This window comes from Paracoccus sp. (in: a-proteobacteria), from assembly GCF_039808215.1.
In the GTDB taxonomy this organism is placed as follows: Bacteria; Pseudomonadota; Alphaproteobacteria; order Rhodobacterales; family Rhodobacteraceae; genus Paracoccus.
In genome coordinates this window covers 11,240-23,578 of record NZ_JBDHSP010000001.1, presented here as the reverse complement: position 1 = coordinate 23,578, position 12,339 = coordinate 11,240, and the positions used below count along the sequence as shown (strand labels likewise).

Genomic DNA, 12,339 nt, shown 5'->3' with positions numbered 1-12,339 from the left:
GACAAGTAAACGCCGGGCGCTTGTCTGTCGCCCTGGCCGGCGCTAGGGTCCGGCGCAATGCGGGAGGGCGGGATGCTGACACGGCGGATCATGCTGGCGGGGCTTGCGGCGCTGGCGGCCGGGCCGGCGCGGGCGGCGCCGGGACTGCGGCTGCTGATGGTGCGCCGCCGCGGCTGCGCCTATTGCGCGCAATGGGACCGCGAGATCGGCCCGCTTTACGCGCAAAGCCCCGAGGGGCGCGCGGCACCGTTGCTGGCCGTCGATCGCGACGGGCCCTTTCCAGACGGGCTGGCCCTGGCGCGCCGGCCCTGGCTGACGCCGGGCTTCATCCTGCTGCAGGACGGCATCGAGGTCACGCGCCTTGAGGGCTATCCCGGCCGCGACCGGTTCTTTGCCGTGCTGCGCGACATGATCGCCCTGGCGCGCGCGCCCGGCTGAGGCTTTCGCGTGGCGCCGCTTTGCGCTATCGCAACCCCACAACCTTGCCTGAGGGACGATCATGCACGACATCCGCGCCATCCGCGAAAACCCCGCCGCCTTCGACGCCGGGCTGGCCCTGCGCAACCTGGCCCCGGTTTCGCCCGATATCCTGTCGCTGGATGCCGACCGCCGCGCCCGCATCAGCGCCGCCGAGACCGCGCAGGCCGAGCAGAACAAGGCCAGCAAGGAGGCCGGCGCCGCCAAGGGCCGCGGCGACGAGACCGAGTTCGAGCGGCTGCGCGCCCTGGTGGCCGCCAAGAAGGACGAGACCGCGCGCCTCCAGGGCGAGGCCGCGGCGCTGGATGCCAAGCTGCGCGAACTGCTGCTGACCATCCCGAACCTGCCCGTCGATGCCGTCCCCGCCGGCGAGGACGAGGATGACAACCTGGAGATCCGCCGCTGGGGCGAGCCGGGCAGATTTGATTTCACCCCCCGCGAGCATTTCGAGATCGCGGGCGTGAGGCCCGGCATGGATTTCGAGACCGCCGCAAAGCTTTCGGGGGCGCGTTTCGTGCTGCTCTCGGGGGGGGTCGCGCGCATCCACCGGGCGCTGGCGCAATTCATGCTGGACCTGCACACCACCGAGCATGGGCTGACCGAGACCTGGACTCCGGTGCTGGTGCTCTCCGAGATGATGGAGGGCACCGGGCAATTGCCGAAATTCGGCGAGGACAGCTATCAGACCCGCGAGGGCTGGTGGCTGATCCCCACCGCCGAGGTGACACTGACCAATATCGTCAATGGCTGCCTGATCGAGCACGACTACCTGCCGCGCCGCTATGTCGCCCACAGCCAGTGCTTTCGTTCCGAGGCGGGCAGCGCCGGGCGCGACACCTCGGGCATGCTGCGCCAGCACCAGTTCGAGAAGGTCGAGATGGTCTCGATCACCGATGCCGAGAACGGTCTGGCCGAACACGCCCGCATGACCCGCTGCGCCGAGACGGTGCTGGAACACCTGGGTCTGCCCTATCGCACCATCGTGCTGTGCGGCGGCGACATGGGCTTTGGCGCCCGCATCACCCATGATCTGGAGGTCTGGCTGCCCGGCCAGGGCAAATACCGCGAGATCTCCAGCGTCAGCTATTGCGGCGATTTCCAGGCGCGGCGGATGAACGCGCGCTATCGCCCGCAGGCCGGCGGCAAACCCGAGTTCGTGCATACGCTGAACGGTTCGGGTCTGGCGGTGGGCAGGACGCTGATCGCGGTGCTGGAGAACGGCCAGCAGGCGGATGGTTCGGTCGAACTGCCCGCGGCGCTGCATCCCTATCTGGGCGGCAAGACCCGGCTGGGCGCGGACGGCGTGCTGGCCTGAGTGGCGAAATCCCGGGCCGGCGCCGCCCGGGATGCAACCCGGCGCGGGGCCCGGGCGTTTTGCGCCCATGTCCCGTGCAGGCACCCTGTTTCTGACCCTTGCCACGCTAGCCTTCGTCGGCAGTGTGCTGGCGCATGCGCTGCTGCCGGCGCTGCCGCAGCCCGGCACGCAGGCGCGGACGCTGGCCGTGCTGGCCTATGGCGCCCCGGAGACGGCGGTGGTCGATCTCTCGGCGCTGCTGCTGCAACCGCGCGAGCCGGCGCTGGCGCTGCTGATGCTGCTGGCCTGCGCGGCGCTGGCCTATCACGCGCTGCGTTGCTGGATCGAGGACGGCGCCAGCACCCGGCGCCGCGGTCATGCGCCGCTGATCGTGGGCCTGCTGGCCGGGGCAGCCTGGCCCTGGCTGCTGCGCGACCAGCCGACGATTGCGCTGATTCTGGCGGCGCTGATGCTGGCGGGATTCCTGGTCGGGGCGCTTGAGGGCAGGCAGGCGGCGGTGCCGATCGAATGCAGCTCGGCCCTGGGCTTCGCCGCCGGCTGGGCGCTGCAGGTCAGCTTTGGCCTGCTGGCGACGCTCCTGCAGGGCCGGCTGGGCATTCCGCCGCAGGCCGCGGCCGGGCTGGCCTTGCTGGTCGGCGCCGTGGCCGCGGTCAGTGTGCAGCTGCGGCTGGGCCGGCGCATCGGCTTTTCCCTGGCGCTGATCTGGGGGCTGATCGGCATTGCCGCCAGCACCGTGGCCAGCGACGCGACCCTGGCCACGGTGACGGTGCTGGCCATCGCGATCGTCGCCGTGGCGCTGGTGCGCGTCACGACCTGAGCCTATTCGCCCCTGGGCTTTTGCCGGTGCTTGTGCTTGGACAGCGCCCCCGACTGGCTGATCTTCTCGGCCTTGGCGCGATAGGGGTTCTTGGTGCCCTGATCGCGGAAGGTCAGGCGGATCGGCGTGCCCGGCATGTCGAAATCCGTGCGCAGCCCGTTGATCAGATAGCGCTGGTAGCTGTCGGGCAGCTTGTCGACATGCGTGGCCATGACCACGAAGGCCGGCGGCCGGGTCTTGACCTGGGTCATGTAGCGCAACCGGATGCGGCGCCCGCCCGGCGCGGGCGGCGGATGGGCCTCGGTCATGGCGCCCAGCCACTGGTTCAGCCGCGCGGTCGGCACGCGGCGGTTCCACACCTCATGTGCCTTGAGGATGGCGTTGTGCAGCCGCTCCAGCCCCTTGCCGGTGCGGGCCGAGACGGTGACCAGCGGCGCGCCCTTGAGCTGCGGCAAGAGGCGCTCGAAGGCCTCGCGCAGCTCGTTCAGCTTGGCGGGCTTGTCCTCTTCCAGATCCCATTTGTTCGCGGCGACGACCACGGCGCGGCCCTCGGTCTCGGCGAAATCGGCGATGCGCAGGTCCTGCTGTTCGAACGGAATGTCCACGTCCAGCAGCACCACCACCACCTCGGCAAAGCGCACGGCGCGCAGCCCGTCGGCCACGGACAGCTTTTCCACCTTGTCGGTCACCCGCGCCTTCTTGCGCATGCCGGCGGTGTCGAAGATGCGCACCGGCGTGCCCATGAAATCGGCGCCGACGCTGATCGAATCGCGGGTGATGCCGGCCTCGGGGCCGGTCAGCAGCCGTTCCTCGCCGAGGATCTTGTTGATGAGGGTCGATTTCCCGGCATTCGGACGGCCGATCACCGCGATCTGCAGCGGCCTTGCGGCCGAGGGGCGCCAGCTTTCGTCGCCCTCCTCCTCGCCGCCATCCTCGGGGATCTCGACATCGGTCTCGGGTGCCTGCTGCACGTTGCGGGCGGCGAATTCCTCGGAAAGCGGCAGCAGCGCGCGATAGAGATCGTCCATGCCCTCGCCATGCTCGGCCGAGAGGCGCAGCGGCTCGCCGAGGCCCAGGGCATAGGCTTCCAGCACCCCCGATTCGCCGGCGCGGCCCTCGGCCTTGTTGGCGGCCAGGATGACGTGCCTGGCGCGCCGGCGCAGGATGTCGGCGAAATATTCATCCGCCGCGGTGATCCCGGCGCGGGCATCGACCACGAACAGGCAGACATCGGCCTCATCGACGGCGCGTTCGGTCAGGCGGCGCATGCGCCCCTGCAGGCTGTCGTCATCGGCCATTTCCAGCCCCGCCGAATCGACGACGATGAAGCGCAGGTCGCCCAGCCGGCCCTGGCCCTCGCGCAGGTCGCGGGTGACGCCGGGCTGGTCGTCCACCAGCGCCAGCCGCTTGCCGACGAGGCGGTTGAACAGCGTGGACTTGCCGACGTTCGGGCGCCCGACAATGGCGAGGGTAAAGCTCATCTGTATGCTATCAGCTGGCCGTCATGGGTGACGACGTAAAGGGTCTGGCCCGCGACGGCCGGGGCCGCCGCGGCGCCGCCCGGGATCGCGGCCTGGCCGGTCAGGACGCCCGTGGCGGGATCGAAGACGCGCAGATAGCCGTCCGAACTGGCAAGGTAAAGCCGGTTTCCGGCCAGCACCGGGCCGTAATGGTTCCAGACCTTGTCCTGCTTGCGCACGATCTGGCGGGTGAACAGCGGCAGTTTCTCGGCCCAGACCCGGGCGCCATTCGCCGCGTCCAGCCGCAGCAGCTGCGCCTGGTCGTTCACCAGGAACACCGAATTGCCGACCGGCAGCACCGGGCTTGAGGCCCCCTCACGCGCCTCCCATTTCATCGCGCCGCTGGCCAGGTCATAGGCGCCGACGCGACCCGAGCTGGTGCCGGCATAGACCGTGGTCCCGGCGATGACCGGATCGCCGGTCATGTCGCGAAACAGCGTGATCGCCCGCCCCAGCCGCGAGCCCGCGACATCGGCGGTCCAGATGCGGTTGCCGCTGCCGGTCTCGACCGCCACCAGCGCGCCGGTCGCCGAGGGAAAGACCGCGGTGTCCCCGGAAACGGCGGGGGCCGAGGCGCCCATGACCCCGGCCATGGCGTCATTGTCGAAGCTGCGCCACAGCACGCGGCCGTCACTGGCGCGCACCGCCCAGCCGGTGGCGTCGCGGCCCAGCACATAGACGATGCCGTTCTGCACCGTGGGCGCGCCGCTGATCGGGGCATCGACGCGCTGGCGCCAGGCGACGCCGCCGCTGCGCGCGTCCAGCGCCACCAGCTCGCCATAGCCGGTGGTGGCGAAGACGCGGCCGCCCTCATAGGCCAGGCCGCCGCCGGAAACGCTGCGGTCGCCCTCGCCCGCGGGGCGCAGGTCCACGCTCCAGACCCGGCCGCCGCCGGTGCTGGTCGCCGTGACGGTGGACTGGCTGTCAAGGGTAAAGACCAGCCCCGCCGCCACCACCGGATCGGCGGTGATACGGTGGCGCTTGCCGGATGCCGCGCCGATATTCGCCGCCCAGACCCGGTTCGTGCCGGCGCCCAGCGCCATGTTGCCCGAGACATGCGCCGCGCTGCCGGCGCGCTGCGGCCAGTCGGCATTGCCGCGCACCGGCGGCAGCGCCAAGGCGCTGCCGGTCGGGGCCGGCGGCGCCTCGGGCACCGGCGCGTCGGGCGACAGCACCGCGCGCGTGTCCAGCCGCTCTCCGGGCAGGATGGTCTCGCGCTGCTGGCAGGCCGAAAGGGCGGTCAGGCCGACCATCGCGGCGATCAGGGGCAGCCTCGTCATCGCTCTCTCCTTTGTCCGGGCCGGGCGGGGATGCGCGTGCCGCGGGGTGTGTTCGGGCTTGCCGGCGGGCCGGCTTCAGTTCGCGGCCGGGGCCGGCATGGTCTGCGGGCCGGGCCCCTCGCGCCGGTCGGGGCTGGCGCCCAGCGTGATCATCATCTCGGAGAGGCGCCGGCGCAAGGGTTCGGAAAGCCCGTCCTTCTGCTGGATCTGGCGGATCAGCGTCACCGCATCGTCCTTGCGCCCGGCGCCGATCAGCGCCACCGCCTTCTGCTCCAGCGCCAGCAACTCATAGGGCGCGCCGGGGCGCGACAGGTCCGACAGCAGGCGGTCGCGCTCGGCCGCGTCCATGCCGGCGCCAGCGGCCATCACCGCCTGCAACAGCGCCAGGTCATGCAGCACCGGATCGCTGGCGATGCCGGCGGCGGCGGCCTTCAGCCGCTCGGCCGCGGCCTGGCCCCGGCCGGCATCGGCCTCGGCGCCGGCGGCAAGCATTTCGGACAGCGCCTTGCGCCCGGCCGAGCCCGCGGCATCGACCGCGGCCAGCGCCGCAGCAGGATCCTCGGCCTGTTGCGCGGCCAGGATGGCATCGCCCCAGGCCTCGGCCCGGGCCTCGGCCCGCGACAGCGAATATTCGCGCCAGGCCGCGCCGGCGACGATGCCCAGGATCACCAGCAATGCCACCCAGCCATAGCGGCGGAAGAAGGCGAACAGCCGGTCGCGGCGCAGGTCCTCGGTCACCTCGTCGATGAAGCTGTCGTTCTGATTGGCCATGTCGCCCCCCGGATGTGCTTTTGCGCCGTTTTATACGGGCTTTCACCCGTTTGCCAATGGCGCGGCGCGACGCGCCTGCCGCAACGCCGATGCCGAGTAAAGCGCCAGCGCCCCCCAGATCACCGCAAAGGCGATCACATGCCAGCGCGTCAGCGGCTCGGCAAAGAGCAGCACCGCGCACAGGAATTGCAGCGTCGGGTTCAGATAGAAGGTCAGGCCCAGCGTCGCCAGCGGCACCCGCCGCGCGCCATAGCTGAACAGTATCAGCGGCACCGCCGTGATCGGGCCGGTAAAGGCCAGAAGCAGCGCCAGCCGCAGGCTTTCACCGAAGGCCACCGGATGCGCCAGGGCCGCCGGCATCAGCCCCGCGCCCTGCAGCGCCAGCCAGCCCAGCGCCAAAGGCGTCAGCAGCGCCACCTCGGCCGCCACCGAAACCACCGGGTCCATGGTCAGCGCCTTCTTGGCGGCACCGTAAAGCCCCATGCTGAGCGCAAGGCCGAGGCTGATCCAGGGCACCACGCCCAGGCCCCAGGTCAGCACCGTCACCGCAAGCCCCGCCAGCACGACCGCAAGCCCCTGCGCGCGCGACAGGCGCTCGCCGAACAGGACCAGGCCGATCAGCACCGCGACCAGCGGAAAGATGTAGTAACCCAGCGAGCTTTGCACGACATGGCCGGCCTGCACCGCCCAGATGAAGATGCCCCAGTTCACCGAGACCGCGGTGGCGGCCAGCGCGATGCGGCCCAGTTGCGGCCCCGCCAGCGCATCGCGCAACAGCGCCAGCCGGCCCTGAAGGCCGAGGATGAGCAAAAACAGCAGCAGCGACCAGATGGTGCGCTGCGCCAGCACCTCGACCACCGGCACATCGACCAGCAGGCGGTAATAGATCGGTGACAGGCCCCAGACCAGGCAGACCCCGATCACCGCCGCAAAGCCCCTGGTCCATTCGCTCATGCGTCATTCCTTTTCCGTGCGGCAGGAATGGGGCCTTGTCGCGCCGGGGGCAAGCGGGAATGGGGGTTCTGCCCCCGCCCTGCCCTTGGCAGGGCGTCCCCCGGGATATTTGGGCAAGAAAGACACAGGCCCGCCGGTCAGGGCGGGCCTGCGAGGCCGTGTGCGCCAGGTCAGAGCCGCGAGGCCACGTTGTCCCAGTTCGCCAGATTGTTCAGGAAGTTCTCCAGGTATTTCGGGCGGGCATTGCGGAAGTCGATGTAATAGCTGTGCTCCCACACGTCGCAGCCCAGAAGCGCGGTCTGGCCGAAGCAAAGCGGGTTCACGCCATTCTCGGTCTTGGTGACCTTGAGGCTGCCGTCCTTGTCCTTGACCAGCCAGGCCCAGCCCGAGCCGAACTGGCCGGCGCCGGCGGCGGCGAAATCCTGCTTGAACTTCTCGACCGAGCCGAAGGATTCGACCAGTGCACTCTCCAGTGCGCCGGGGATGGCGCCGGATTTCGGGCCCATCATCTGCCAGAACTGCGCATGGTTCCAGTGCTGGCTGGCGTTGTTGAAGATACCGTTCTGGGCCACGGCGCCGGACTGGTAGGTGCCGGTGACGATGTCCTCGAGGCTTTTGCCTGCCCATTCGGTGCCGGCCACCAGTTCGTTCAGCTTGTCGACATAGGCCTTGTGGTGCTTGTCGTGGTGAAATTCGAGCGTCTCTTTCGACATGCCACCCGCGGCCAGCGCGTCGTGGGCATAGGGAAGATCGGGAAGCGTGAAGGCCATTTGCGTTTCCTTTCCAGCGGTTTCGGACAAGGGTTCTGGCATGGAAGCCAGGCGGGGGGAAGCCCTGTCGAGGGTGGAACGCGGGCTGGCGGGCGGCGGTTCCGGCGCTCAGCCGCCGGGGGGCGCACCGCAGACGCCGCTGCCGGTCATCAGATTGTCATAACCGAGCGCGGTGACGGTGACGCGGGCCGTGCCCTCGGGCCGCTGCACCGTCAGGCGGAAATCCAGCCTTTCGCTGCGCTGGCCGGACTGGTTTCTGACCCCGGCCAGCGCCCAGCCATAGGTGCGGCTGCCAGAGCCGTCCGCCACCACCCGGGCCTCGATCGGCCGGCCGACCAGGCTTTGCAGGATCGGGTCGAAGACCTCGATGCGGCCGCGCTGCGGCCCCGAAGTCTGGCGCGTCAGCATGATGAACTCGGGTACCCAGCCGGTGCCGCTTTCGTCAGTGATCTGGCACAGCATCACCACGGGCGGCGTTTCCTGCGCCACGGCGGCGCCGGCCAGAAACAGCAGCGGCAGGATCCGCAAGGGCAGGACGGGGACAGGACGCATGCGCGGGAAACCTTCTGGTGTCAGCATCCTGCATAACCCCTGCCCCGGCGCCGGCAAGCCCTAGCGCGGGTCAAGCGCGGTGCCGGCGGCGGCGGCCTCGGTCAGGATGGCGCGCAGGTAATCCGCGACCGAGCGGAAGCCGGTCAGCACATATGCCCCGTCCTCGCGCCAGATGGCGCAGGCGGCCTGGGCGGCGCGCGAACGGCGCAGGCCGTCGGGCGGCATGGCGGCCAGATCGGCGGGGCACAGCTTCATCAGCACCTGCAGCGCGCGCGCACCCTCGATGCGAAAGCTGGCGCGCATGTCGCTGACATCGAGAACCAGCGCATGGCGGCCGGCCAGCGCCGTCCCGAGCGCCGCCAGCGCCGCCGCGACCTCGGCCCGCGGCAGCAGCAAAAGCAGCTCATCGGGCGACATCCAGCCCAGAGCGCGGGCGCCAGCCAGTGTGATGCGGCCCTGCGCCGGCAGGTCCAGCCCGGCGGCCGCGGCGATCGCCTGGCCGTCGCGTGCCAGATCGGCGCGGATCTGGATCATGCCGCGGCCCTCGATCTGCGTGATCCTTGCCAGCGCCTCAGCCATTGGCCCGACCCCCTTCCTTGTCATAGAACACCGGATCGACGATGCGCGCCCGGAAGCTTTCCTTGCCCGCCACCGGGAATTCCAGCTCCTCGCCCATGCGTTCCGGGCCGTGCAGCACCAGCCCCATGGCGATGGGCCGCCCCAGCGTCGGCGAATGATAGCTTGAGGTCACGCGCCCTTGCGTGTTGCGCTGGCCATTGGCGTTCACCCCCTCGGCCACCGCCAGCGCGCCATCGGGCAGCACACGCCCGTCGAGGCTGTCCAGCCCGACCAGCCGCCAGCGCTCGGGGTCGGTCATGTGGCTGCGTTCCTGTGCGCGCTTGCCCAGATAGTCGGGCTTTTTCTTCGAGATCGCCCAGTCGAGGCCAAGGTCCTGCGGGATCACCGTGCCGTCGGTTTCGTCGCCGATCATGATGAAGCCCTTTTCGGCGCGCATGACATGCATGGCCTCGGTGCCGTAGGGGGTGACGCCCAGATCGGCACCGGCCTCGTGCAGTTTTTCCCATAGCTCCAGCCCGCGTCCGGCCGGCACCGCGACCTCGAAGGACAGCTCGCCCGAGAAGCTGATGCGATAGACGCGCGCCGGGATATCGGCGATCCGGCCCTCGGCCCAGGACATGAAGGGCAGGGCCGCCGCCGACAGGTCCATGCCGCCCAGCCGCGCCAGCAGCTCGCGCGCCTTGGGGCCGACCACGGCGATCTGCGCCCATTGCTCGGTCACATTGGCGGTCCAGACCTGCCAGTCCCACCATTCGCATTGCAGCCAGTCCTCCAAGTGGCCATGGATGCGCTCGGCGCCGCCGGTGGTGGTGTGGACCAGCCAGGTATCCTCGCCAAGCCGCGCCACCACCCCGTCGTCGATGAGAAAGCCGTTCTCGTTGCAGATCAGCCCGTAGCGGCATTTGCCAAGCGGCAGGCTGGACATCATGCCGGTATAGATCATGTCGAGGAATTTCCCGGCGTCCGGGCCCTTGACGATGATCTTGCCCAGCGTCGAGGCGTCCAGCGTGCCGACGCCGGCGCGCACCGCGAGGATCTCGCGCGCCACGGCCTCGGCATGGGTTTCGCCGGGCGCCGGATAGCAATAGGGCCGGCGCCAGAGGCCCACCGGCTCCCAATGCGCGCCGCGCCGGGCATGCCAGCCATGCATCGGGGTCTTGCGCAGCGGCTGGAAAATCTCGCCGCGCGCCTCGCCGGCGATGGCGCCGAAGGTCAGCGGCACATAGGGCGGGCGGAAGGTGGTGGTGCCGGTCTGCGGGATCGGCTGGCCCAGCGCAGTCGACAGCACGGCCAGACCGTTGATATTGCTGACCTTGCCCTGGTCGGTGGCCATGCCCAGCGTGGTATAGCGCTTGGTGTGCTCGACGCTGTGATAGCCCTCCTGCGCCGCCAGTTCGACATCCGAGACCTTCACGTCGTTCTGGAAATCCAGCCACATCTTGAACTTCATCCGGCGCGTGGCATGGCGGGGCATGACCCAGACCGGCATGGTCATCGCCTCGGGTCCGGCGCCGGTGGCATCGGCCAGCAGCAGATCGCCCGCGGCAGCGCCGGTGCAGCTGGCCATGGCCCTTCCGTCGGCGCCGGTCGGCGGCCGGGCCGGGTCCGGGGCGAACATGGATTGCGTCTCGCTCCAGAGCAGCTTGCCGCCGCAATGGCTCCACAGATGCACCACCGGCGACCAGCCGCCGGACATGGCGACGCAATCGGCGGCGATGGTCTCGGTGACCTCGCCCGAGCCGGACTGGTCGCAGATCGCCACCGCCTCGACCGCCTTGCCGCCCTTGACGCCGGCGATGGCGGCATTGGTCAGCACGCGCACGCCGCGCGCGCGCAGCGCCTGCGGCAGCGCGCCATCGGCCTTGCTGCGCGCGTCGATCACCGCGGGAACCGTCAGACCCGCATCCAGCGCCGCCAGCGCCGTGCGATAGGCGTCGTCATTATTGGTGACGACAAGGACGCTGCGCCCCGGCGCCACGCCATAGTCGCAGATATAGTCGCGCACCGCCGAGGCGAGCATCACCCCCGGCAGGTCATTGCCGGCAAAGCTGAGCGGCCGTTCCAGTGCCCCAGTGGCGATGACCACATGTCCCGCCCGGATGCGCCACAGCCGCTGGCGCGGGATGCCGGCATTGGGGTCGTGATCGGCCAGCGCCTCGCGCGCCAGCAGATAGCCGTGGTCGTAAAGCCCGCTCGCCATGGTGGCGCGGCGCAGGGTGACATTGGCAAGGCCGCGCAATTCCGCCAGCAGGGCCGCGACGCGCGCGGGGCCTTCGGCGTGGTCGGTGGGGGTACGGCCGCCGAAATGCGGGCTTTGTTCCAGCAGCCAGACGGATTTGCCCGCCCGCCCTGCCTGCAGCGCCGCCGCAAGCCCGGCGATGCCGCCGCCCACGACCACGACATCGACATGGGCATAGGCCTGTTCATAGCGGTCGGGGTCGGCTTCGCTTGGCGCCCGGCCCAGCCCGGCAGAGCGGCGGATGAAGGGCTCGAACACATGTTTCCAGAAGCCGCGCGGGCGCATGAAGGTCTTGTAATAGAACCCCGCCGGCAGAAAGCGGTAGAACCAGTCGTTCACCGCGCCGATATCGGCGTTCAGCGCCGGCCAGCAGTTCTGGCTGGTGGTGACCATGCCCGCGACCAGCGGCGTGGTGGTGGCGCGCTGGTTCGGCTCGAACCTGCCGCCCTGGCCCAGACCCAGCAGCGCGTTCGGCTCTTCGGCGCCCGAGGCCAGGGGGCCGCGCGGGCGGTGATACTTGAAGCTGCGCCCCAGCATCAGCTGGCCATTGGCCAGCAGCGCCGAGGCCAGCGTGTCGCCCTGCACCCCGCGCAGGCGGCGACCGTCAAAGCGGAAGGGCAGCGGATAGGCGCGGTCGATCAGGCGCCCGCCCTGGGCCAGGCGGAAGGGTCCGGACTCGGTCATGCTTCGGTGCTTTCGGCTGGGATGTCGGGCTGCCAGTCAGGTTGCCAGTCGGGGCGGTGGGCGCGGATCGCGGCGGTGATCGCCGGCGGCGGGCACGGGGTCTGCGCGGGATAGGTGCCAAAGACCTGCAGCGTGGCGGTGTCGCGCGCCGCCAGGAACCATTTGCCGCAGCCATAGGCGTGGCGCCAGCGTTCGAAATGCACCCCGCGCGGGTTCTTGCGGGCAAAGAGATAGGCCTCGAATTCGGCGTCGCTTGCCCCGGGGCCGCGGCGCTTCAGATGCGCCTCGCCGCCCGGCTGCAGTTCGGTTTCCTCGGCGTTCATGCCGCAGCAGGGACAGGTCAGGCTCAGCATGGCGCAACTCCTCGGGCGGTGGGCGGGC

The 12,339-nt window shown here is 70.2% G+C and carries 12 protein-coding genes; 3 read left to right on the top strand and 9 right to left on the bottom strand.

The window, feature by feature from the left end; genetic code table 11:
- Nucleotides 1-72 precede the first annotated feature (72 nt).
- From WMK75_RS00130 to WMK75_RS00120, 3 genes are all read left to right on the top strand, one after another.
- The gene (locus tag WMK75_RS00130; protein WP_347265621.1) at nt 73-438 is read left to right on the top strand and encodes a SoxS protein; all 366 of its coding nucleotides are present in this window, start codon (nt 73-75) and stop codon (nt 436-438) included.
- Nucleotides 439-499: 61 nt separating this feature from the next.
- Nucleotides 500-1,792 (top strand): serine--tRNA ligase, encoded by a 1,293-nt coding sequence (gene serS / locus WMK75_RS00125; RefSeq protein WP_347265620.1) that lies wholly within the window; start codon nt 500-502, stop codon nt 1,790-1,792.
- Nucleotides 1,793-1,859: 67 nt separating this feature from the next.
- Nucleotides 1,860-2,609 (top strand): hypothetical protein, encoded by a 750-nt coding sequence (locus WMK75_RS00120; RefSeq protein ID WP_347265619.1) that lies wholly within the window; start codon nt 1,860-1,862, stop codon nt 2,607-2,609.
- A gap of 2 nt (nt 2,610-2,611) precedes the next feature.
- Here the strand turns inward: WMK75_RS00120 and der are convergent, their stop codons facing one another.
- From der to WMK75_RS00075, 9 genes are all read right to left on the bottom strand, one after another.
- Nucleotides 2,612-4,090 carry a ribosome biogenesis GTPase Der gene (gene der, locus WMK75_RS00115; protein WP_347265618.1) on the bottom strand — a complete coding sequence of 493 codons (1,479 nt, stop codon included), beginning with the start codon at nt 4,088-4,090 and terminating at the stop codon, nt 2,612-2,614.
- Nucleotides 4,087-5,409 (bottom strand): PQQ-binding-like beta-propeller repeat protein, encoded by a 1,323-nt coding sequence (locus WMK75_RS00110; RefSeq protein WP_347265617.1) that lies wholly within the window; start codon nt 5,407-5,409, stop codon nt 4,087-4,089. The genes der and WMK75_RS00110 overlap by 4 nt, the downstream gene beginning before the upstream one ends.
- Before the next feature lie 75 nt (nt 5,410-5,484).
- Nucleotides 5,485-6,180: a hypothetical protein gene (locus tag WMK75_RS00105; RefSeq protein ID WP_347265616.1), complete on the bottom strand. Its 696-nt coding sequence runs from the start codon at nt 6,178-6,180 to the stop codon at nt 5,485-5,487.
- A 42-nt stretch (nt 6,181-6,222) separates the two neighbouring features.
- Nucleotides 6,223-7,134: an EamA family transporter RarD gene (gene rarD / locus WMK75_RS00100; protein WP_347265615.1), complete on the bottom strand. Its 912-nt coding sequence runs from the start codon at nt 7,132-7,134 to the stop codon at nt 6,223-6,225.
- Between the two features lie 170 nt (nt 7,135-7,304).
- Nucleotides 7,305-7,904 (bottom strand): superoxide dismutase, encoded by a 600-nt coding sequence (locus tag WMK75_RS00095; RefSeq protein ID WP_347265614.1) that lies wholly within the window; start codon nt 7,902-7,904, stop codon nt 7,305-7,307.
- 108 nt (nt 7,905-8,012) lie between these two features.
- Nucleotides 8,013-8,456, bottom strand: coding sequence for a hypothetical protein (locus WMK75_RS00090; protein ID WP_347265613.1), 444 nt, complete (start codon nt 8,454-8,456; stop codon nt 8,013-8,015).
- Nucleotides 8,457-8,516: 60 nt separating this feature from the next.
- Nucleotides 8,517-9,035 (bottom strand): sarcosine oxidase subunit gamma family protein, encoded by a 519-nt coding sequence (locus WMK75_RS00085; RefSeq protein ID WP_347265612.1) that lies wholly within the window; start codon nt 9,033-9,035, stop codon nt 8,517-8,519.
- Entirely contained in the window at nt 9,028-11,958 is a 2,931-nt protein-coding gene (locus tag WMK75_RS00080) for a sarcosine oxidase subunit alpha family protein (RefSeq protein ID WP_347265611.1), read from the bottom strand. The genes WMK75_RS00085 and WMK75_RS00080 overlap by 8 nt, the downstream gene beginning before the upstream one ends.
- On the bottom strand, nt 11,955-12,311 hold the full coding sequence (locus tag WMK75_RS00075) for a sarcosine oxidase subunit delta (RefSeq protein ID WP_347265610.1): 357 nt from the start codon (nt 12,309-12,311) through the stop codon (nt 11,955-11,957). The genes WMK75_RS00080 and WMK75_RS00075 overlap by 4 nt, the downstream gene beginning before the upstream one ends.
- Between the last annotated feature and the right edge of the window lie 28 nt (nt 12,312-12,339).

Excerpts from the sequence above, each read along its gene's own strand:
- WMK75_RS00130 (WP_347265621.1), top strand. The coding sequence starts at position 73 with ATGCTGACACGGCGGATCATGCTGGCGGGGCTTGCGGCGCTGGCGGCC.
- serS (WP_347265620.1), top strand. The coding sequence starts at position 500 with ATGCACGACATCCGCGCCATCCGCGAAAACCCCGCCGCCTTCGACGCC.
- WMK75_RS00120 (WP_347265619.1), top strand. The coding sequence starts at position 1,860 with ATGTCCCGTGCAGGCACCCTGTTTCTGACCCTTGCCACGCTAGCCTTC.
- der (WP_347265618.1), bottom strand. The coding sequence starts at position 4,090 with ATGAGCTTTACCCTCGCCATTGTCGGGCGCCCGAACGTCGGCAAGTCC.
- WMK75_RS00110 (WP_347265617.1), bottom strand. The coding sequence starts at position 5,409 with ATGACGAGGCTGCCCCTGATCGCCGCGATGGTCGGCCTGACCGCCCTT.
- WMK75_RS00105 (WP_347265616.1), bottom strand. The coding sequence starts at position 6,180 with ATGGCCAATCAGAACGACAGCTTCATCGACGAGGTGACCGAGGACCTG.
- rarD (WP_347265615.1), bottom strand. The coding sequence starts at position 7,134 with ATGAGCGAATGGACCAGGGGCTTTGCGGCGGTGATCGGGGTCTGCCTG.
- WMK75_RS00095 (WP_347265614.1), bottom strand. The coding sequence starts at position 7,904 with ATGGCCTTCACGCTTCCCGATCTTCCCTATGCCCACGACGCGCTGGCC.
- WMK75_RS00090 (WP_347265613.1), bottom strand. The coding sequence starts at position 8,456 with ATGCGTCCTGTCCCCGTCCTGCCCTTGCGGATCCTGCCGCTGCTGTTT.
- WMK75_RS00085 (WP_347265612.1), bottom strand. The coding sequence starts at position 9,035 with ATGGCTGAGGCGCTGGCAAGGATCACGCAGATCGAGGGCCGCGGCATG.
- WMK75_RS00080 (WP_347265611.1), bottom strand. The coding sequence starts at position 11,958 with ATGACCGAGTCCGGACCCTTCCGCCTGGCCCAGGGCGGGCGCCTGATC.
- WMK75_RS00075 (WP_347265610.1), bottom strand. The coding sequence starts at position 12,311 with ATGCTGAGCCTGACCTGTCCCTGCTGCGGCATGAACGCCGAGGAAACC.